Origin of the sequence: Mycobacterium sp. Root135 (assembly GCF_001426545.1) — a bacterium.
Lineage (GTDB): Bacteria > Actinomycetota > Actinomycetes > Mycobacteriales > Mycobacteriaceae > Mycobacterium.
Genome location: NZ_LMEZ01000004.1, coordinates 52,759 through 72,664 on the forward strand (window position 1 = coordinate 52,759; position 19,906 = coordinate 72,664).

At 60.7% G+C, this 19,906-nt stretch carries 17 protein-coding genes; 13 read left to right on the plus strand and 4 right to left on the minus strand.

Going from position 1 to position 19,906, the window contains the following annotated elements:
* The first annotated feature begins 9 nt into the window (after window positions 1–9).
* On the plus strand, window positions 10–942 hold the full coding sequence (locus ASD37_RS08085) for an alpha/beta fold hydrolase (protein ID WP_056550439.1): 933 nt from the start codon (window positions 10–12) through the stop codon (window positions 940–942).
* On the opposite strand, the gene ASD37_RS08090 is transcribed toward ASD37_RS08085, so the two are convergent.
* Window positions 914–1,153 carry a hypothetical protein gene (locus tag ASD37_RS08090; protein ID WP_056550440.1) on the minus strand — a complete coding sequence of 80 codons (240 nt, stop codon included), beginning with the start codon at window positions 1,151–1,153 and terminating at the stop codon, window positions 914–916. The two genes, ASD37_RS08085 and ASD37_RS08090, sit on opposite strands and share 29 nt — an antisense overlap.
* A 371-nt stretch (window positions 1,154–1,524) precedes the next feature.
* On the opposite strand from ASD37_RS08090, the gene ASD37_RS08095 reads away from it, so the two are divergent.
* The 6 genes from ASD37_RS08095 (at window position 1,525) to ASD37_RS08120 (ending at window position 7,214) form a co-directional block, all read left to right on the plus strand.
* Window positions 1,525–1,833, plus strand: coding sequence for a hypothetical protein (locus ASD37_RS08095; RefSeq protein WP_056550441.1), 309 nt, complete (start codon window positions 1,525–1,527; stop codon window positions 1,831–1,833).
* Window positions 1,834–1,896: 63 nt separating this feature from the next.
* Window positions 1,897–3,276, plus strand: coding sequence for an AarF/ABC1/UbiB kinase family protein (locus tag ASD37_RS08100; protein WP_056550442.1), 1,380 nt, complete (start codon window positions 1,897–1,899; stop codon window positions 3,274–3,276).
* The gene (locus ASD37_RS08105) at window positions 3,276–4,178 is read left to right on the plus strand and encodes an alpha/beta fold hydrolase (protein WP_056550444.1); all 903 of its coding nucleotides are present in this window, start codon (window positions 3,276–3,278) and stop codon (window positions 4,176–4,178) included. Before ASD37_RS08100 ends, ASD37_RS08105 begins: the two co-directional genes overlap by 1 nt.
* A gap of 153 nt (window positions 4,179–4,331) precedes the next feature.
* A complete protein-coding gene (locus ASD37_RS08110; protein ID WP_056550446.1) occupies window positions 4,332–5,210 on the plus strand; it encodes a cyclopropane mycolic acid synthase family methyltransferase in 879 nt (292 codons plus the stop codon).
* Window positions 5,211–5,287: 77 nt separating this feature from the next.
* Window positions 5,288–6,178 carry a cyclopropane mycolic acid synthase family methyltransferase gene (locus tag ASD37_RS08115; protein WP_056550448.1) on the plus strand — a complete coding sequence of 297 codons (891 nt, stop codon included), beginning with the start codon at window positions 5,288–5,290 and terminating at the stop codon, window positions 6,176–6,178.
* A 136-nt stretch (window positions 6,179–6,314) separates the two neighbouring features.
* Entirely contained in the window at window positions 6,315–7,214 is a 900-nt protein-coding gene (locus tag ASD37_RS08120; protein ID WP_056550449.1) for a cyclopropane mycolic acid synthase family methyltransferase, read from the plus strand.
* Window positions 7,215–7,281: 67 nt separating this feature from the next.
* On the opposite strand, the gene ASD37_RS08125 is transcribed toward ASD37_RS08120, so the two are convergent.
* Together ASD37_RS08125 and ASD37_RS08130 are read right to left on the minus strand one after the other, a co-directional pair.
* Window positions 7,282–8,979 carry a PE-PPE domain-containing protein gene (locus ASD37_RS08125; RefSeq protein ID WP_082570028.1) on the minus strand — a complete coding sequence of 566 codons (1,698 nt, stop codon included), beginning with the start codon at window positions 8,977–8,979 and terminating at the stop codon, window positions 7,282–7,284.
* A gap of 145 nt (window positions 8,980–9,124) precedes the next feature.
* On the minus strand, window positions 9,125–9,421 hold the full coding sequence (locus ASD37_RS08130) for a hypothetical protein (RefSeq protein WP_056550451.1): 297 nt from the start codon (window positions 9,419–9,421) through the stop codon (window positions 9,125–9,127).
* Window positions 9,422–9,678: 257 nt separating this feature from the next.
* Between ASD37_RS08130 and ASD37_RS08135 the strand changes: the two genes are divergently transcribed.
* From ASD37_RS08135 to ASD37_RS31375, 5 genes are all read left to right on the plus strand, one after another.
* On the plus strand, window positions 9,679–10,152 hold the full coding sequence (locus ASD37_RS08135; protein WP_056550456.1) for a hypothetical protein: 474 nt from the start codon (window positions 9,679–9,681) through the stop codon (window positions 10,150–10,152).
* Window positions 10,153–10,407: 255 nt separating this feature from the next.
* Window positions 10,408–12,129, plus strand: coding sequence for a DUF4012 domain-containing protein (locus ASD37_RS08140; RefSeq protein WP_235568014.1), 1,722 nt, complete (start codon window positions 10,408–10,410; stop codon window positions 12,127–12,129).
* A gap of 508 nt (window positions 12,130–12,637) precedes the next feature.
* Window positions 12,638–14,098: a polysaccharide biosynthesis tyrosine autokinase gene (locus ASD37_RS30865; protein ID WP_082570068.1), complete on the plus strand. Its 1,461-nt coding sequence runs from the start codon at window positions 12,638–12,640 to the stop codon at window positions 14,096–14,098.
* 25 nt (window positions 14,099–14,123) lie between these two features.
* The gene (locus tag ASD37_RS31370; RefSeq protein WP_156720790.1) at window positions 14,124–15,059 is read left to right on the plus strand and encodes a hypothetical protein; all 936 of its coding nucleotides are present in this window, start codon (window positions 14,124–14,126) and stop codon (window positions 15,057–15,059) included.
* Between the two features lie 4 nt (window positions 15,060–15,063).
* On the plus strand, window positions 15,064–16,347 hold the full coding sequence (locus ASD37_RS31375) for an oligosaccharide flippase family protein (protein WP_156720791.1): 1,284 nt from the start codon (window positions 15,064–15,066) through the stop codon (window positions 16,345–16,347).
* Window positions 16,348–16,951: 604 nt separating this feature from the next.
* On the opposite strand, the gene ASD37_RS31380 is transcribed toward ASD37_RS31375, so the two are convergent.
* On the minus strand, window positions 16,952–17,434 hold the full coding sequence (locus ASD37_RS31380; RefSeq protein ID WP_156720792.1) for a hypothetical protein: 483 nt from the start codon (window positions 17,432–17,434) through the stop codon (window positions 16,952–16,954).
* A 936-nt stretch (window positions 17,435–18,370) separates the two neighbouring features.
* Between ASD37_RS31380 and ASD37_RS30870 the strand changes: the two genes are divergently transcribed.
* Window positions 18,371–19,813, plus strand: coding sequence for a right-handed parallel beta-helix repeat-containing protein (locus ASD37_RS30870; protein ID WP_162253244.1), 1,443 nt, complete (start codon window positions 18,371–18,373; stop codon window positions 19,811–19,813).
* Window positions 19,814–19,906 lie beyond the last annotated feature (93 nt).

Sequence of the window (19,906 nt, forward strand, 5' to 3'; positions counted from 1 at the left end):
AAATGAACGATGCGCGCACGGAGAGGACGAGCGATCTGCGGAGATCCCTCCGCTCCCGTCGAGCTGTACTACGAGGACATCGGCCCTCGCACCGCACCGGCTGTCCTGCTGATCATGGGCGTCGGCGCGCAGTTGCCGATGTGGCCGGACGGTTTCTGCAAGCTGCTGGTCAAACGGGGATACCGCGTCATCAGATTCGATCACCGCGACGTCGGGCTGTCGACGAAGATGAGCGGTCAGCGTGCCGAGGGTTCGGTGGTGCCGCGGATCGGGCGCTATCTGCTGGGCCGGCCCAGCCCGGTGCCGTACACGTTGGTGGACATGGCGCAGGACGCCGAGGGCCTGTTGGATCACCTCGGGGTCGACGCCGCCCACGTAGTCGGTGCGTCGATGGGCGGCATGATCGCGCAGATCCTGGCCGGCATGCACCCCGAGCGGGTCAGATCACTCGCGCTGCTGATGACCAGTTCCGGCAAGCCGTTGTCGGCGCTGCCGTCGTGGCGGGTGATGAGGCTGGCGCTCAACGCGCCGGGCAAGGACGCGCCACGGGCCGCGAAGGTCGCCGTGGAGATGCGCAACATCGCGGTGATCAACGGCCCCAACTTCTTGCCGACCGACGACCAGCTGCGGCATCGCGTCGAGACTTTGACCGCGCGCAGCGACTACAAGCAGGGCGGCCTTCGGCAGTTCGACGCCATCCTCGGCACCGGAAGCTTGCTGCGCTTCACCCGCCGCATCACCGCCCCGACCGTCGTGGTGCACGGGTCGCACGATCCGATGATGCGAATTCGCAACGGCCGCAACCTCGCTCGCGCCATCAAGGGCGCGCGGTTCATCGTCGTCGACGGCATGGGCCACGATCTGCCGGCGCCCGTGTGGCGGCCCGTGGTCGACGCGGTGGTCGAGAACGCCGCTAGCTCTTCCCGTAGCGCGCAGCCTTGACGACGGGCACCGCCTTCGCAGGCATGTCCTCGCCGGGGGTGGTGATGGTCGTCGTCGCGCCGACGTTCATCGCCGGCGTTCCCGAGGATGCGCTCGCGTCGGGGGCGCCGCTGGTCATCACGCCGATGAGGCCCATCGCCACGACGGCGAGCCCGCCCGCCGCTGCGGCAGCGGCCTTGACGCGCATTCCGTGTACCTGCTTCAGCGCCATGTGAATTCAATCCCCTTGTCGTTCTTCGCCGTCCAACCTCGCCGGTTGGTTGCACTCCGTTGAGTGGTTGCTGGGAGTCTGTAGCGCCCACCAGGCTTGCGACAGAGTTCTCAAGGAACCCCGGCGCAAGTCGGCAGGCTATTGCCAGCGAATCTGGGAATAAACGCGACAGGTCCGGTGTCGCACGAACACAGGTCGAAAACGTTGCCAAACATGCAATCGTCCGTCGACTTCTTCCCTAATGACACGCCTTGACCTCGTCCTTCGGCTTGATTAGGGCGACCCGTCCTGACATCATGATCTTCACCAGTCGGGGGGCGGCAAATTCAATGGGTAGGCACAGTCAGGCTGACGACGCGGTCGATCCGCCTGTGACCGTTCACAGCGATCAGATGAGTCGTCTCGCCGAGGCACAGGCAGCGCTGGAACGCGCCAGGCGGCAACCTGAGAAGCAATCGCGGTGGCGACGGAAAAGCACCGCCTCGGAGCTCGAGGTCGCCGCGTACGCCGTGCAGGTTGCAGCCGAGGCCGCTCACGGTGCCGGCGCCACCTGGACCGAGATAGGCGACGTCCTGGGGATCAACCGGGCGACGCCGCCACCCCCGACGCCGCACCGCGGGCGACTGGTGGTGTTGCATCCCGAGGCGGAGCCCGAGGATTCCGAGGCGCAGCAAGCCTGAGGCGGCTGTGACGCGTACCACACGAAATTTCCGCGCACTCGGCACCTTTGAGACACTGCAGGTATGACAACCACCAAGCACCGCGAGGTAGCCCGGCTGGATCGGGTGCCGTTACCAGTCGAGGCCGCCCGCGTCGGAGTGACGGGATGGCAGATTGCCCGCACCGGAGCGCGGGTCGTCAAGAACCTCGCCGCCCGCGGCTCCCTCCAGCAGAAGATCGTCAAGCAGATCCCGCAGACGTTCGCCGACCTCGGCCCCACCTACGTGAAGTTCGGCCAGATCATCGCCTCGAGCCCCGGCGCGTTCGGCGAGGGCATGAGCCGCGAGTTCCGCACCCTCCTCGACCGGGTGCCGCCGGCCAACACCGAGCAGGTCCACAAGCTGTTCAAGGAAGAGCTCGGCGACGACCCCGCCAATCTGTTCAAGAGCTTCGACGAACTGCCGTTCGCCTCGGCGTCCATCGCCCAGGTGCACTACGCGACGCTGCACTCCGGTGAGGAGGTCGTGGTCAAGATTCAGCGGCCCGGCATCCGCAGGCGCGTGGCAGCCGATCTCCAAATCCTCAAGCGCGGCGCGCAATTGGTCGAGATGGCCAAGCTGGGTCGACGGCTCTCGGCGCAAGACGTCGTGGCCGACTTCGCCGACAACCTCGCCGAGGAACTCGACTTCCGGCTCGAAGCGCAGTCCATGGACGCCTGGGTGGCGCACATGCACGCCTCCCCACTGGGCAAGAACATCCGTGTGCCGCAGGTCTATTGGGATCTCACGAGCGAGCGCGTGCTGACGATGGAGCGCATCCAGGGCGTCCGCATCGACGACGTCGCGGCCATCCGCAAGGCCGGGTTCGACGGCACCGATCTGGTGAAGGCGTTGCTGTTCAGCGTGTTCGAGGGCGGGCTTCGGCACGGCTTGTTCCACGGCGACCTGCACGCGGGCAACCTCTACGTCGACCCCGACGGCAAGATCGTGTTCTTCGACTTCGGCATCATGGGCCGCATCGATCCCCGCACCCGTTGGCTGTTGCGGGAGTTGGTGTACGCGCTGCTGGTCAAGAAGGACCATGCCGCGGCGGGCAAGATCGTCGTCCTGATGGGCGCCGTCGGCAACGTGACGCCGGGGGACGCAGCCGCGAAAGACCTTGAGGCATTTGCCACTCCGCTCACCATGACCTCACTCGGCGATCTGTCCTACGCCGAGATCGGCAAGCAGCTCTCGACGTTGGCCGAGGCCTATGACGTGAAGCTGCCGCGCGAGCTCGTTCTGATCGGCAAGCAGTTCCTCTACGTCGAGCGGTACATGAAGCTGCTGGCACCGAAGTGGCAGATGATGACCGACCCGCAGCTGACGGGGTACTTCGCCAACTTCATGGTCGAGGTGTCCCGCGAGCACACCGATGAGCGCTTGCGCGAAGAGAGTCAGACCTCCGACGAGTTGGACGCTTAGTGGACATCCGCGCCGGCACCGCCAAGTCGGGTGAGCTCGACATCGCCTACGAGGACATGGGCGACGTGAACGACCCCGCCGTCCTGCTCATCATGGGCTTGGGTGCGCAATTGGTGTTCTGGCGCAAGGGTTTCTGCGAGTTGCTGGTCAACCAGGGGCTGCGCGTCATCCGCTACGACAACCGCGACGTCGGCCTGTCCAGCAAGGTGGAGGGCGGCCACACTGGGGCGAAGCTGCTGCCCAGGATGGCGCGGTCTCAGCTCGGCCTGCGCAATCCGGCGGTCTACACGTTGGAGCACATGGCCGACGACGCCGCGGCGCTGCTGGACCACCTGCAGATCGAGAAGGCGCACGTCGTCGGCGCGTCGATGGGCGGGATGATCGCGCAGATCTTTGCCGCGCGGTATCAACAGCGCACCAAGACGCTGGCCGTCATCTTCTCGAGCAACAACCAGGCGATGCTCCCCCCGCCCGGACCCAAGCAACTCCGCGCGGTGACGACGCGCCCCAAGGACACCTCCCGCGACGGCGTGATCGCCAACTCCGTGCGGGTCGGCAAGATCATCGGCAGCCCGGGCTACCCCGTGCCCGAGGATCGGGCCACGGCCGACGCCGTGGAGAGCTACGACCGCTCCTACTACCCGGCCGGGGTGGCACGGCAGTTCAGCGCCATCCTCGGCAGCGGCAGCCTGCTGCACTACGACAAGCAGATCACCGCGCCGACGGTGGTGATCCACGGTCGGGCCGACAAGCTGATGCGCCCGGCGGGTGGGCGCGCGATCGCCAAGGCGATTCGCCGGTCCCGATTCGTACTGTTCGACGGAATGGCCCACGATCTGCCAGAACCGCTGTGGGACGACATCGTCGGCGAGCTGAAGACCACGTTTGCTGAAGTTCCCTGATTCGGGGCGGACGACGCGATCGCCCGGCACCCGCTCGATTCGGCTGCCCACGGGAGGGCGGCGTAGAGTGCCGTGTTGAGCGCATCGGCCGGCTCGGTACGTCATCGGCGACATCCCCGAGCCACTGATCAGCCAAGAGAGGCATTTTTCACCATGTCGACTACCCGCAAGAAGGGTGGCCTCAAGCCGCACTTCGAGGACGTCCAGGCCCATTACGACCTGTCGGACGAATTCTTCAGTCTCTTCCTCGACCCCACTCAGACCTACAGCTGTGCCTACTTCGAGCGCGACGACATGTCGCTGGAGGAAGCTCAGCTCGCCAAGGTCGACCTGGCGCTGGGCAAGTTGGGCCTCGAGCCGGGCATGACCCTGCTCGACGTCGGTTGCGGCTGGGGTTCGACGATGCTTCGGGCCTTGGAGAAGTACGACGTCAACGTCGTCGGCCTCACCCTCAGCGAGAACCAGAAGGCCCACGTCGAGAACGTCTTCGCCAAGCACGAGAGCCCGCGGACCAAGCGCGTGCTGCTGCAGGGCTGGGAGCAGTTCGACGAGCCCGTCGACCGCATCGTGTCGATCGGCGCCTTCGAGCACTTCGGCAAGGACCGCTGGGACGACTTCTTCACGATGGCGCACAAGGCGCTCCCCGACGATGGCGTGATGCTGCTGCACACCATCACCGCGCTCACGCTGCCGCAGATGACCGCCGCCGGACTGCCGCTGACGATCGGCATCGCGAAGTTCGTGAAGTTCATCCTCACCGAGATCTTCCCGGGCGGCTACCTGCCCACCACCGAGATGGCTCAGGAGTTCGCCACCCGTGGCGGCTTCAACCTGACCAGGACGCAGTCCCTGCAGAAGCACTACGCCAGGACGCTGGACACCTGGTCGGCGGCGCTGGAAGCACACAAGGACGAGGCCATCGCCATCCAGTCCGAAGAGGTGTACGACCGGTACATGCACTACCTCACCGGCTGCGCCAAGGGCTTCCACGAGGGCTACATCGACGTCTGTCAGTTCACGCTCGAAAAGTAACTCCCCCAATCGCGGAAGTTCGACTCCCCTCGACCACCTGGTTTCGCGTCCCATCACCCGGAAGGCGGATCCATCTCATGGCCGACCTCGTTCCCCACTTCGACGACGTGCAGTCGCACTATGACCTGTCCGACGACTTCTACCGGTTGTTCCTCGACGACACGCATACCTACAGCTGTGCCTACTTCGAGCGCGACGACATGACGCTCGAAGAGGCGCAGCTCGCGAAGATCGACTTGTCGTTGGGCAAGCTCGGCCTCCAACCGGGGATGACGTTGCTCGACATCGGCTGCGGCTGGGGCGCGACGATGATGCGCGCCATCGAGAAGTACGACGTCAACGTCGTCGGCCTCACGTTGAGCGAGAACCAACACGCTCACGTCGAGAAGCTGTTCGCCGACTCGTCGAGCCCGCGGTCCAAGCGGGTGCTGCTCAACGGCTGGGAGCAGTTCGACGAGCCCGTCGACCGGATCGTGTCCGTCGGGGCCTTCGAGCACTTCGGCTTCGACCGCTACGGCGAGTTCTTCAAGATGGCCTACCGGGTGCTGCCCGACGACGGCGTGATGATGCTGCACACCATTTGCGGGGTGTCCATGGAGTACGCCAGGGCCAACGGCGTCCCGCTGACGATGGAGCTCGTCCGCTTCATCAAGTTCATCATGACCGAGATCTTCCCCGGTGGGCAGCTGTGCAAGACCGAGATGGTCGGCGAGCTCGCGGCCGAGGCCGGCTTCACGCTCACCAGGACCCAGTCGCTGCAGCCGCACTATGCGCGGACGCTGGATCTCTGGGCCGAGGCGCTCGAGGCGCACCGCGACGAGGCGATCGCGCTGCAGTCCCAAGAGGTGTACGACCGCTACATGCACTACCTGACGGGATGCGCCCGGCTGTTCAAGCTGGGGCAGGCCGACGTCAACCAGTTCACGTTCACGAAGGCTCCGGTCGACCTGGAGTCGACCTCCCACTAACCGATACTCTGTAGCGCCTCAGGGGCGAGTTTGCGCGTTGCGGACCCTATCCGCGGGTAGGGTCCGACCAACGGGACCACGACGACGACACATCTGCGCACCCGCTGCAGCGATGAAGAAAGGCCCAGCAGGAACTATGGCTGACAACACCGGCATCAAGGACATGACGCCGCACTTCGAGGACATTCAAGCTCACTACGACTTGTCGGACGACTTCTTCGGGGTGTTTCAGGATCCGACGCGCAAGTACAGCTGCGCGTTCTTCACCGGCCCGGACGCGACGCTGTCCGAGGCGCAGATCGCCAACGTCGACCAGCACCTCGACCGCCTCGACCTGAAGCCGGGCATGACGCTGCTCGAGGTCGGCTGCGGCTGGGGTCTGACGCTGCAGCGCGCGATGGAGAAGTATGACGTAAACGTCATCGGACTGACGCTGAGCAAGAACCAGCAGGCCTACTGCGAACAGTTGCTGGGCAAGCTCGACAGCGACCGCAAGTTCGACGTGCGGCTGGAGGGCTGGGAGCAGTTCGGCAGCTCCGTGGACCGCATCGTGTCGATCGAGGCCTTCGAGCACTTCGGCTTCGAGCGTTACGACGACTTCTTCAAGATGTGCTTCGACGTCATGCCCGACGACGGCCGGATGACGCTGCAGAGCAGCGTCGGCTACCACCCCGACGACTTGTTGGCGCGCGGTCGCAAGCTGACCTTCGAGATGGCCCGCTTCATCAAGTTCATGATCACCGAGATCTTCCCCGGCGGCCGCATCCCGAGCACCAAGATGATGGTCGAACACGGCGAGAAGGCCGGCTTCGTGGTGCCGGAGGCGATGTCGCTGCGCAACCACTACATCAAGACCCTCGGTATCTGGGCCGCCGCGTTGGAGAACCACAAGGACGAGGCGATCGCCGCGACCGACGAGGAGAACTACAACCGGTACATGAAGTACCTCAAGGGGTGCCAGTACTACTTCGTCGACGAGTCGATCGACGTCAGCCTGGTCACCTACCTCAAGCCTGGCGCCGCCACCGTCGCCTGACGGTCACGGACGAAAAGAGCCCGGCACTCCTCACGGAGTGCCGGGCTTCTTTCGTATCCGCGTCGGGTCAGGCGGCTTGCTTCTCCGTGTCGCCGGCGCCCGTGTCCTGAGCGGGAGCGGCGGTGGTGCCGGTGTCTGTGCCGGTGACCTTCGTCGGGCTGTCGCCTGCGGCACCAGCTGCCTTGGCGTTGTCGGCCGCTTCCTTCGCCTTGTCCGCGGCAGCCTTCGCCGCGGCGTCCTGCTCCTTCTCGGCGGCTTCCTTAGCGGCCTTCAGCTTGTCGGCAGCGGCCTTTTCGTCAGCAGCCTTCTCCTTGGCGGCCTTCGCCGCGGCAGCCTTGGCGTCGGCGTCGGCCTTCTCTTGAGCCGCCTTCGCCTCTGCAGCAGCCTTGTCTGCAGCGTCTTTCTCCGCCGCAGCCTTGGCATCGGCCGCAGCCTTTTCCGCCGCTGCCTTTGCGTTCGCGTCGGCGTCCAGATCCGTGGAGCCCTTCTCCCCCGACGCCTGCGGCACGTCGGTACCGGGCGTGCTGGAGTTCAAGGAGACTTGGGTGACCTTCTTCGTCTCGACGGGCTCGACGGTCTGCGGGGCGGCGCTGCGGGCGGCGAGCGTCGTCGCCGGTGTCTTGGCTGGGGTCAACGACGCGCCACCGGCGATCGCATCCTGGATGCCCTGTGCGATCGCGGCCACGAACTTCACGGAGAAGTCGACCGGGTTGAAGGTCAGCGGGTTGAACGGGAGTATCGACAGCGTCCGGGCGATGCCAGGATTGGTGATCCGGTCATACCCGAGGTTGACGAGCAACTTGGTCACCGGGTTGAGAAGTGCGACAAGCGGTTTGACGAGTCCGCTGATGCCCAGCTGCTTTCCGATGTCGAGGACGGGCAGGTACAGCGGGAGCGCCCCCTGCTGAGGGATGAGGACGAACGTGGCGTCGCCATGTTCCCGTTTCGGCGCGTCTTTGATGGCGGTCGCCAACGTCCCGTCGTCGTACCCGTACGGCAGCGAGTCCTTCGGCGAGTTGGTCGTCGGATCCAGGTAGTAGCCGTGCACGTACTCCAACGCCACCAACGCGTTCAGCACCGCCAGTGGATTGCCCCAGTACTGCGGAGCGTCGCCGACCGGGTCGTATTCGAAGCTGTAGTTGGTGCTCTTGATGCCGATGTCCGTGGGCAGCTGCGGGCCGAACGAAATGTTCAAAAACGGAATGTGGGGTAGGAAGCTCAGCCGCGACCACGCCCCAAGCGGGTTGTTGATGTTGCCGATAGTGACGACGGAAATGCGATCCTTGTCCTCGTCGGCGATGTTGTACATCTCCTGCGAAACCACCGCTCCGCCTTGCGAATACCCGAAGATGATGATCGGGTCCGTACTCGACGGGTCCGGGCCGAGGGCCGTATTCAGCGCAATGCCGAGGTTGGTGACGCCAGTTCCCACCGACTTGTCCCAGGTGTCGCACTTCAGCCCTGGGCACCACCCCGGAATGATGGCCAACGGGAAGAAGCTCGCCGGATAGTCGACGCCAACAAGGTTGCAACCGTCGGTCGAGGTACAAGGCTGGCCCGAGACGTTGATGTAACGGTCGGCCGCGTTCTCTTTGTAGCCGATGACCGCGTTCGGCGGAAGGATGTTGTGGGTTCCGGTGCCGGGCACGATCAGTGCGGTTGCACCAAAGGCCAACGCGGCCGCGAAGGCCGAGCCGATAACCAGGCCGACGGCCCCGAGCATCGCGACGAAGAGGACCCCAATTGAACGAACCGTGCGACGCATGTACCGACCTCCACCTACCGCGCCCAAGGGCCTCGCGAGCGCTGACCCATCGGGAATGCTCGCACAGCGCTGGGCGCCAGAGGGGCCGATTGACGGTCGTGTCAGGAACCTGTGCAGTTGCTGAAGATACGAGCGCGGCGTTGCCTCAGGCGGCAGCTGCGGCGAGAGGTTGAAGCATCGGCGCGGCATCCGTGTCAGCGGTCGGCGGCAATTTGTCGCCACCGCTACGAACCAAGCCGAGCGCAGTCTTGAGAATCAGCAGCCCAGCGATTTGGACTCCCGCGACCGCCAACAATGGCCAGACGAGACTGGCGGACATCGTCAGTTGGGCTACAGCGCGCGGCGGCATCTGATGGGATTCGCGACGCACAAATGCGATCAGCGACATAGCTGCAAGCGCCGGCAAGATTCCGGCCCCGTAGATGAAAAACCAAGCAATCACGTTCGAGTCCCCCTGCGCCGGCCACGGACACCACCCCCCGGTGGCGCTAGCTTCGATGATTATTAACCCTGCGCTACTGCTCCGCAAGACAAGCGCCAATTCCGTTTGCACAGCGGGCCTGCGGAACAGCGCTTTTCTAGATTCCCGGCCACATTGTGCCCATCATCGTCCCACCTCAGCCCGCGTTTCCTGTTGACAAGAGGCTCACAGTCTGGGATCTTTATCGCAATTAGCTTGGTCAAACAGCTGGGGGAGAAATGTCGACCGTTGCCACTCGCTACACAAAGTTCCAGGTAGGCGCCGCCGCAGCGGCACTCACCGCCGCCACCGTGCTCACGCCGGCTGCACTCGCGCCGACCATGGCCTATGCATCTCCGAACGTCACGACAATCAGCCAGAACGTCGGTAATTCCATTTCGGCGCTCGTCGATCCGGTCATCACGCCCTCCGCGGCGCCGGTGAATTGCGCGACGGTCGACTTCTCGATCGGGTGCTACGCGGTGCAGGGATTCGCCGCCGGTACGCAATCCATCATCAGAGGGGCGGTCGTCTTCATCGGAACCACCGCCTACGTCGTGGCCGCGAGCACCGGTCAGCTCTTCAAGGTCATCGGCAGCGTTCTTCCGGGTCCGATCGGCACCTTCTTCACCAACGTGGGCAACGGCGTGAGCGCCTTCGCGAACCAGATCGCCATCACCTTCCAGGTCGGGCCATACCAGACCGCTCAGTAGAAACAAGGTTGGAAGGCAACTCGCCAGTCAATGCCAGCGGGCATCTGGCGAGTTGTTTTTCATTGGCCAACTTTTGTAGCTGTTCTACTGGTGCAGACTGCAACCGGAACACGGGGAATGTACTGAGTGGGCCTCTTTTCACGCCGTCGGTCTGACGACGACTCGGTCACAGACGACGCTGCTGGGATCACGGACGACGATCATGAGGGGCTGCGCGGACTCAGGCGGCGCCCTGTTGCCTGGGCAGGGCTTGCGGTGCTGGTGGTCGTCATCGCCTTCGGCTGCTGGCTCGGGTTCCGAGCGCAAACAGCCAAGACCAATCTCGAGCAAGCCCGCACAAGCGCGCAGCAGACCAAAGATGCTCTGCTGCAGGGCAATACGGCTGACGCAACGCGCTTTGCAGGTGATGCGCAGTCTCACGCACAGGCGGCTCGGAACGCGACGCACAGCTTGCCGTGGAAGATCGCTTCCGTGGTGCCGTGGTTGGGCAGCCCATTCAAGACCGGTCAGCAGATATCCGACGTGGTGCTCGGGCTGACAGCCGAGGTGTTGACGCCCGCGGCGGATGCCGGCGCGACCGTCGCACCGAGTCAGCTGTTGGCTGACGGCCGGCTGGATGTGGAGGCGCTGCGCCGAGAAGAGCCAGCGCTAGCCAAAATCGCGGCAGCCGCGGCCCGGCTCGACGCTGACGCCAACGCGATTTCGGACCCGCGGTACATATCCGCGCTCGGAGATGCTCGGTCAAAGCTGCAAGCCCAGACATCGGACGTCGCACACCTGCTCGGAGGCACCGCCCTTGCTGCCAAACTGGCGCCGTCGATGATGGGCGCCGACGGGCCGCGCAGTTATTTCATGGGTTTTCAGACCAACGCCGAAGCGCGAGGCACCGGGGGCTTCCTCGGGGGATTCGGAATCCTACGATTCGACGACGGAAAGCCTAGCGTGGACACGCTGGGGCGGAACAACGACCTCGACAAGCCGTTTACACCTATCAGCCTCGGCCAAGATTTCGACCAGCAGTACGGGTTCACGAAACCGACCACTGATTTCAAGAACAGCAATCAGAGCTCGCACTTTCCTTATGCGGCGCAGATCTGGAAGTCGATGTGGGCCCAACAGTCTGGAGTGGACGTCGACGGAGTCATCGCTATCGACCCGGTCGCGTTGAGCTACATCCTTGGCGCTACCGGTCCTGTGGCGATGCCAGGTGGCGAAGCAATTACTGAAGCCAATGTTGTCGAATTGACCGAGTCGACTGTGTATGACCGGTTCCCTACAGACCAACTCGCACGGAAGCAATATCTTCAAGATGTTGCTAGTGAGGTGGTCAAGAAGGTCAGCGGTCCGGTGGAGTCTCCTCGCAAGCTGTTCGATGCCTTGGGTCGAGCAGTTAGCGAGCGCCGAATTGCGGTCTGGAGCTCGTCGATTGCCAATCAAACACTTCTAGAGGAAACGCCGCTTGCCCATGAGGTTCCAGACGATCCCGCGCCGTACGCCGGAGTCGTAATCAATAACCTGGGCGGCAACAAGATGGACTACTACCTCAAGCGGCAGATCGAGTACGTCGCCGACGGATGCGAGGACGACACAAGACTGTCAACCGTTACGGTTCGGTTGACTAACACTCTCGCCGATGCAACACCCTTGTCGGATTACGTCGCAGGTCGAGCGGGATTGTTCACGGGACTCGCAGATGATCTTCCTAAGGGAACAATGGTCACCTCGGTCCGCCTTCTTGCTACCAAGGGTGCGCAACTAATTGGTGTCCTCGCTAATGACACAAGGATCCGTGTCTTCGGGGCAGCGGAGCGCGGCCACCCCAGCTTCGAAGCCCAAGTGGCAATACCGCCCGGCAAGACTGCCGTTCTAACATTCCGGCTCTCCGAGCCGTCGGCTCCGGGTGCTGCGCGCGTACCGGTTCAGCCGTTGATCGACAATGTGACTCCGACAGTTTTGGTGCCAACCTGCTCCGGATAGAGCGCAACCCGCGACAGACAGTCGTGCCGGTGAAGTTTGTTGCGTAAGTCGTATGTCAGAAGTATCGGTCGTGCCGAAAGACTCTGATCGATTCTCCATCGAGCACGTACTCCGTACCTGGCTGCAGCCCGAGGAAGAAGCGGTGCTCTGGCCTTCGAAGGAGGCGCGAGTATCGCCGACCATGGAATCAAGGGCGTGCTGATCTTCCGCTGCGATGGGATGTAAGGGTTCCCACTCGGCGAATCCGTACTCGCGGAACGCAACCTGAACACAAGCGAAGCAACTTCCGTTGTGTTGTTGCCGGATGCTGCAACTCCCGTAGTATTTGGGCCGGGAGTTGAGAAGCTGAATGGCTTAGAGCCGGAGAAGTATCTGGGGGGGCTTCGTCTTACTTGCTCTAACCCTGTTCTAAGGGCTGTTCAGAAGCCTTCGAGGATGGAACTCCGCAACCGCGGTGTCGAATGCCGAAGCACGGGAGGCTGGGCGACCAGTCATGAGGGGGCCAACGTTGAATCTGCAAGACTTCGCAAAACTACTGCGTTCGCGCTGGATGACGATTTGCGCAACGGTAGTGGTTGCAATACTTGGCGGAGTCGCGGTGACGCTCTTGACCACCCCGTTGTATGAGGCGACGACCAGACTCTTCGTCTCGGCCACTGCTGGTACAACCGCGAACGAAGCATATCAAGGCAATCGTTACTCCCAGGAGCGGGTACTTTCCTACACCGAACTGTTAAAAGGCGAAACCCTAGCCCAGCGCACAATCGATAAACTTGGCTTAAGCATCAGTTCTGCAGAACTGCAACAAAACATAAAGGCGAGCGCGAAGCCAGACACGGTTCTCATAGACGTATCGGTCACTGATGTGTCGCCCACACAAGCGCGCGACATTGCTAACGCCCTGTCTGACGAATTCGTCGTAATGGTGAGAGAGTTGGAAACTCCTGAGCAAAGCGGAGTTCCAGATTCTCGAGTTGTAGTAGAACAGCGGGCATCGCTTCCCGAACGGCCGGTCACGCCTAAGCCGGTTAGAAACATTTCCATTAGTCTGGCCTTCGGCCTACTACTGGGAGTAGGCATCGCCGTGCTCCGCGACCTCCTTGACAACACGATCAAGGACCGTCAGCCCTTCGAGGAAATTACCGGCGTAAGCGTCGTTGGTAGCATCCCAGCCGACAAAGAGCGGCGTAAGAATCCTGCAGTGTCGTTCGCGACCGATAACACCGCAATAGCCGAGGCCTTCCGAAAACTCCGAACAAACTTGCAGTTTCTGTCTGTGGATAATCCGCCACGAATAATTGTCGTTACTAGTTCCCTACCTAACGAGGGGAAAACCACAACAGCTATAAATATTGCACTGTCATTGGCCGAGGCAGATCATAACGTATTGCTGGTGGATGGCGATATGCGGCAACCTAAGATGGGCAGCTATCTCAACCTGGTGGACCAGGTGGGACTCAGCACAGTCCTTAGCGGTGCCGCACCCCTCGCCGAAGTGCTGCAAAAGAGTTCCTTTCCTGGGCTTACGGTATTGACTTCGGGAGCAATACCGCCCAATCCAAGCGAACTTCTTGGGTCAAAGGCTGCACAAAAACTTCTGCGCGAACTGCGTGATAATTTCGACTACGTCATCATAGATTCATCGCCATTGCTCGCGGTGACCGACGCCGCGGTGATTTCCACTATTTCCGACGGTGTGCTTGTGATCGCTCGATTTGGTCAGACTAAGCGTGATCAATTGGCTCATGCGATGCGCAACCTTGACGATGTCGGTGCGACGCCACTTGGAGCGATATTTACGATGACCCCTGAACGCGGTCATTCCACATACAACTACGGCTACTACGGATATGGCGGAGCGTCAAAGTCGACAAGCAGTCGCCAGGTGTCCCCTACGCAGGACACCCAAAGCCACGTCACGCGGAACACGGGCAACGCACAGGTTGCCCCCGGCGGCCCCGTAGAATGAGGCTCACGAAGATGGGAGCGGTATATTGAGCAGCCTATACGGTGGACTGCATTCGGGATTCCGTCGTTTACCACCTTCATGGCGTACCGCGCTCAAGCGGGCACTCAAATCCGAGGGACATCGAAGTAGCACATTTGACGGGATCACTGCTCGGAAAGATGCCCTAGGGAAAAAGCGACTGGACCGCGCGCTGGACGACATCCTTGGGACGCTCGGCCTAGATCTGGCCAAAGCTGTGGCGGGCAAAACGTGCATTGACTTCGGCGCAGGCTACGTGCCGACAGACGGGCTGGCGCTGTGGTTAATGGGCGCGAGCGAAGTCTACGGAGTCGACTACAACCACATTGCCAAACCTCGCGAAATTGCCCGGGCCGTACGCGCAGCCGATGCAAGCCGCATAGCACGACAGCTTAAAACACTAGAGATCGACTCAACGAATCGACTCACTCAACTGACCGACTGGGCACAGGGCGGAAACAACGGCTTTCCTCCAGGTTACCGATACATTGCCCCAGCCGACGTCATTGCCTCGCCGTCTCTAGTACCGAAGTTTGATCTACTGGTGTCGACGAGTGTGTTGGAGCATATCCAGCCATCGCTTATGATCGCGCTACTGGATGCGCTTAAATCCCGCGAAAATGGTCAGGCAGCGCAGATACATAAAGTCGATTTACGTGACCATCGCGATTTCGAGAAAAACCCCTACGGCTTCCTTGATCCTTCTGACAAATTTGACGCAGAGGTGGACGCCGACTCGCGCGGGAACGGAATGACCATTCACGACTGGGAGGCGTTGCTCTCGAGCCATCCACGTTGGAACCTAGGCGTCGGTCTTTACGAAACTGGCCGAGCACATCTCGTACCTGCGGCCGCTCCAGACGCGCAGAAGCGTGTAGTTGCTGATGCGGTGGTACTCCGCAGCGTGGAGGTAGGCAGTTCTCCCCCATCTCTCGAAACTTGAGAAGTTGACGAAGTCGAAATCTGAACAGAAGCGCGGCGGCCTAGTCGCTCAGATGGTCAAGGGCGCAACTGGCCCAGTGACGAGCGCCTTACCGCTGTTTGCGCTTCCTTTGGCTGGCGCAGCTTTACTTCCGTCTGGCCAGTTCGCGATGTGGAGTATCCTCGGATCAATTTCGACCCTCGCGCTATCACTTGATTTCGGCGGACCAGCCTATCTTGCCTCGCGACTTGATCCGCGCAACCGCAACAAGCCATTTATAGCTGCGACCGCTATGACTTGTATAGGGACGGCGGCGGTGGGCTTGCTTAGTATGTGCGCCTGGATCCCGTTCTCCCGAACGGATGCCGGCGAATCCTTTCCATTCCTCTCTGGCGTGGGCGCTATCGCGACGATCACATGCGGCTCCGCACTACGGAGCGTGATCCAGCTTCAGGCTCAGGTGGCACTATTCGATCGTCGGTTCGTTTTGCGCAATACGCTTCTTCTAGTACACGCAGCTACGGCACTCGCAATTGCGTTGTTACTTTTGATTACAGAGCGCACTGCCTGGGCCCTACCAATAGCGTGGCTGGTAGCCGGGGTGGCTGGATGCGTGATTGGATCGGTAGTGTTGATCCGTCCGGTCCACAGGCATTTAGACACTGATTGGCAGATCGAAACAGCTGGAGTTGCTTCGGTCAAGACCTACGCATGGGCTCGCACGATAGCAAACGTGCTGCGCGGCTTTCTTATGCAGGCAGACCGGTGGATTGTAGGGGCCATCGGTGGACCGTCAGTCTTGGCGGCCTACGAGATCGCCTGGCGCGTAGCGGCATTACCGCGGTTTCTTGCCGAGAATCTGACGTTCATTGTCGGCCTCGACGCAGCGAGAGTGCGGGCCTCTTCAGACGCGGAGCTGACAGCTAGCGTGACTTACTCGATGCGCTTCACGGCCATTCTACTCGCCGCAGTCTCGGCCGGTGCAGCACTTTTATATGCATTACTACCGTCGATCACAGGCATCAACATCGCATGGGCCGCATTCTTGCTGCTTCTGGTAACTCACGGAGCAGTAGCAACCGCGGCACCCATTTCCTTCGTTGGGAACGGTATCGGCATTCCTACGATTGACCTGCCATACCTTTGCCTCTCTGTCGCCATCTGTATCGTGTCGGCAATTTTTGCCGAAATGACAGGGCAGGTATATGTGTTTATCGGCGGCACAACCGCCGCGATGCTGGTCGGTAATATTTGGTTTGTCGTATACGGACTGAAGCGTCTGCGTGAAGCTACCCGCCCAGCGATCTAGTGAATTTCTGTGACCTCGTTCTGCTTGGAAAGAATGGCACCCGAAGGTCTCGGACCGCTGGCCCAAGCGACCGTAGCTCCAGCACCACGCAGCGAAAGCGGCGCGTGCCGGACGTGATGACCGCTGCTACTGCAAAATTGCAGGCTTGACCGGGGTCATTGGACTCCAAGCACCCGCCGTGTGCGGCAGGTCTCGGGTTGTTGGGTCCCTACCCTCGCCGCTCGGCGCCCAAATACGCTAGGACTGGTCGCCGATAATCGCGCGACGATGGCGTTGCGCAGCTATCGGACCAAATAGCCAACCACGGCCATCCGTTCGGGGCAGACCTCCGCCCATTCCCAAACCAATATGGAAAGTCGAAAAAGAAGCGACGCTCTCAGACGCTGGCCACAAGCCGGAACAGCAAGGTTTAGCGATGCCGTCGAGCCGCGCGAACCCATTCATCGGGGTCGATGTGCACACGTCGCGTATCGACAGGCGAATAGGTAGTCACCTCACCGCTCTGATCAACGTGGCTAACTCGCAGCCTTGAACTCCGCTAAGGCCGGCTAGGGAAGGCGAGTCGCTTCGCCTACTATTGTCAGGACCTTCAGCGAGCACAAAATCAGAACAACGCCATAACCTCTTTAGAACAGAGTCCGTCATTTTTCTCGCAGAATGCTTCACAACGATCGAGGTTCTTTTCACACCATGTATGATTCCGGTTGATACCCGCAGCCTGCTCGTCTAGCGATTTCTGTTTTTGCCCCTCCGGTGAGGCCAGCGAGTTGCCTGGAACTCCAGCCTTTGCAACTTTGGCGGAACAGTTGATCGAGAGCAAGTAATCCTTGCCGTGGTCAAAATTGTCGGTCTTCGCGAAAGTAGCCTTCCTCCAAGACGTTACAATGCACTCATCCGTAGAGAGTTGGTCCCCTACTACCGTAGAGATCACAGGATTTCCGCCGCGCTCGGCAATCTTCCCTGATGCTTGCGCGTAAGTCGAGCCTATATAGGGATCTTTAGCTGCGGATGTACCCACACCAAAGGTTGCAACGGCCGCAACGAGTGCAACGAGCACGCCTGCAATACGGACGGTGAATTTTTGCATAGTAAAACCCCCCATTCAACGCGCGCGTTACTCGCAGCGCCCCCTCGCCCACTTTGGCAATCTGTAAGTGAGCCCGACGTCGCGCATGAGGCGTGACGACCGTCCCAACCTAGCATCAGCACTTTCCAATGTCATGACGGATCAGGGAACCCACAGCTTCTCAGAGGTGTCTGCGGCTACCGGGCAAGCCAGACGCAGCCGCAGTAAGTATTTGAGAGTGATCGCCGCGCCGGCAAACATGCAAATTCTAAAAAGTGGGAAGCGACTCGCGATCTGCACAGTCCTGCACGATCATTCTCGGCATACCTTTTGACTTGATTCTGCACTTTGTCTTCGACAACCAGTACGCCGCTGGTCGGTTCGGGCAGAGGTGACCGAAGCACGTGGAGCATGAACGATAAGGCTCTTCTATCTAAGTCCGTTCGAGTCGAACTGCAGGCTACGCGACTTGCCAAGTCAACTGTAAGGGGGACATTGCGGATAACTTTGAGCAAAATTGGCATATTTCATCCTGAGATGGGCTGTCGGACGCATCCAAGGGCGCTCCTCACGCCAGGTCGCCAAGGTGCATGCAGGCAACCCAGCGCTTCATAGATCCAGGACTGAAGGGCGGCCGTTCGGCGTTGCTGGCAGACGCGAGTGCTGAGGAAAACACGCTCCTGTCAAACGATGTAGCCCCGGGTGGCTTAGTGACACCGCCATAAGCTCTGTCTCCGCATTTCACAGGTTTCTGTCATCATCCACGTCGCAGGACAGATGACCGCCCATGACAGCGCCCTCAAGCCTCCTCACATTGCTGACGGCCGCCCGTACAACTACCCTGGCAACAGACCATGACGTCTGATGCCTGACGCGACGATCAAGCCTCCTACAGGGCCGGCACCGGAAGCCCGAACATCTGGAGCAACGGGAAGTATTAATCCGTGAGGGATGTGTATGCCTGAGGCATTTTCCAGCAATAGAGGGTTCATGGACCGTCAACAATTCTTGAGGCATAGCGCTCTGGGCGTGCTCGCGTTGGCCGGTGCGGGATTTGGTAGGACCATCGTTGCCAGAGCAAGCGCAGAAGGCCAAATGCGGGTCGTACCACCGACGAATGGTGTCGACGACAGCGCTGTGATCCAGGCGATTCTGGATGAAGGACCCGGCGAAGTGGTGTTTACGTCGGGCCAGAGTTGGACAGTTGACCCTTCTCCTGGAATCGGTGGTATATCACCTCGATCCGGCACACGCATCATAGTTGAGGATGGTGCTGTGCTAAGTGTCAAACCCAACGGGAACAGCACTGGCCGACTAATTGACATCGGGCGCGACGGTCCCGTTCAGAATGTCACCATCGAAGGTTCCGGCACTCTACTTGGGGATGTTCTCACCCACACTGGGACCACCGGAGAATGGTCCCACTTGATACACATCACGGGGGGGTCATCGAACATCAAAGTGCTCGGCCCATTATTACTGAAGCAGGCATGGGGCGATGGCATCTACATCGGCGACGGAACGAGCGTCAATTACGACGTTCTCATAGACGGAATAAATGTCGACGACTGTCGACGTGAGGGCATCGCACCATTTTTCGTTGATGGATGCGTTGTTCGAAATTGCACGATATCCAATACGGGTTCGACCTTGAATGCGGAGAACGGACCTGGGTCCGGAATAGATTGCGAGCCGAATGAGGGCCAGTACGTCAATGGTTTAACTATCGAGAAAAACACTATTCATGGGACCGCCGGCTGCGGGATATATATTTCCGCCAATCCTGGCCCGGTAAGTAACTTGGTCGTCAGCGATAACGAAGTCGTCGATTGCGGCCTGACTAGTCAAAAGCTCACAACGTACCAGACAAATGGCATTCACATCGCTGCAATCCAGGCTCCACTAATTTCCGGCAACACTGTGCGGGGCTCCGGTTTTGACGACGATCCTAACGGAAAATCGGGCCAGATCTTCTTGCGATCGGTTGAACGACCGGTCGTCACCGGCGGGCTTGTAGAACTCGGAAAGGGTCGCGGGATATTTTTGACCAACTGCACAGCGCCTGAGGTCAATGATGTCACGGTGCAAATGAACGAATATCAAGGAATCCTTATTTACAAGTCCGAGGCAGCTGTTGTGCATAGCAACCGCCTCCTCAACAACGCGCTCACTCCGTCCGACGCTGTCGAGCACCTACTTGTGCAATCTAGCGACAAAACAATTATTCGGGACAACACCTTTCGAGGCGACCGAGGGAGTTCGTGGATCAGGATCGAACCGCCGAGTGACGACAGTGTCGTTGCGGCGAATATAGGCTCGGGTCCCCGCCCTGCCGATGTGTTTCTGGATCACGGAGATCGCACGTCAATATCTGATGGCGGGTTGACAGTCTCGGATTAATTCATTCTTAGGGGATCGACCGGAGCCTTAGGAAATCTCAAAACGTCCACATACTAATTCGGCAATCGAGTAATATTGCGCAGAGCAAACGTC

Excerpts from the sequence above, each read along its gene's own strand:
- ASD37_RS08085 (WP_056550439.1), top strand. The coding sequence starts at position 10 with ATGCGCGCACGGAGAGGACGAGCGATCTGCGGAGATCCCTCCGCTCCC.
- ASD37_RS08090 (WP_056550440.1), bottom strand. The coding sequence starts at position 1,153 with ATGGCGCTGAAGCAGGTACACGGAATGCGCGTCAAGGCCGCTGCCGCA.
- ASD37_RS08100 (WP_056550442.1), top strand. The coding sequence starts at position 1,897 with ATGACAACCACCAAGCACCGCGAGGTAGCCCGGCTGGATCGGGTGCCG.
- ASD37_RS08110 (WP_056550446.1), top strand. The coding sequence starts at position 4,332 with ATGTCGACTACCCGCAAGAAGGGTGGCCTCAAGCCGCACTTCGAGGAC.
- ASD37_RS08115 (WP_056550448.1), top strand. The coding sequence starts at position 5,288 with ATGGCCGACCTCGTTCCCCACTTCGACGACGTGCAGTCGCACTATGAC.
- ASD37_RS08120 (WP_056550449.1), top strand. The coding sequence starts at position 6,315 with ATGGCTGACAACACCGGCATCAAGGACATGACGCCGCACTTCGAGGAC.
- ASD37_RS08125 (WP_082570028.1), bottom strand. The coding sequence starts at position 8,979 with ATGCGTCGCACGGTTCGTTCAATTGGGGTCCTCTTCGTCGCGATGCTC.
- ASD37_RS08135 (WP_056550456.1), top strand. The coding sequence starts at position 9,679 with ATGTCGACCGTTGCCACTCGCTACACAAAGTTCCAGGTAGGCGCCGCC.
- ASD37_RS31380 (WP_156720792.1), bottom strand. The coding sequence starts at position 17,434 with ATGCAAAAATTCACCGTCCGTATTGCAGGCGTGCTCGTTGCACTCGTT.
- ASD37_RS30870 (WP_162253244.1), top strand. The coding sequence starts at position 18,371 with ATGCCTGAGGCATTTTCCAGCAATAGAGGGTTCATGGACCGTCAACAA.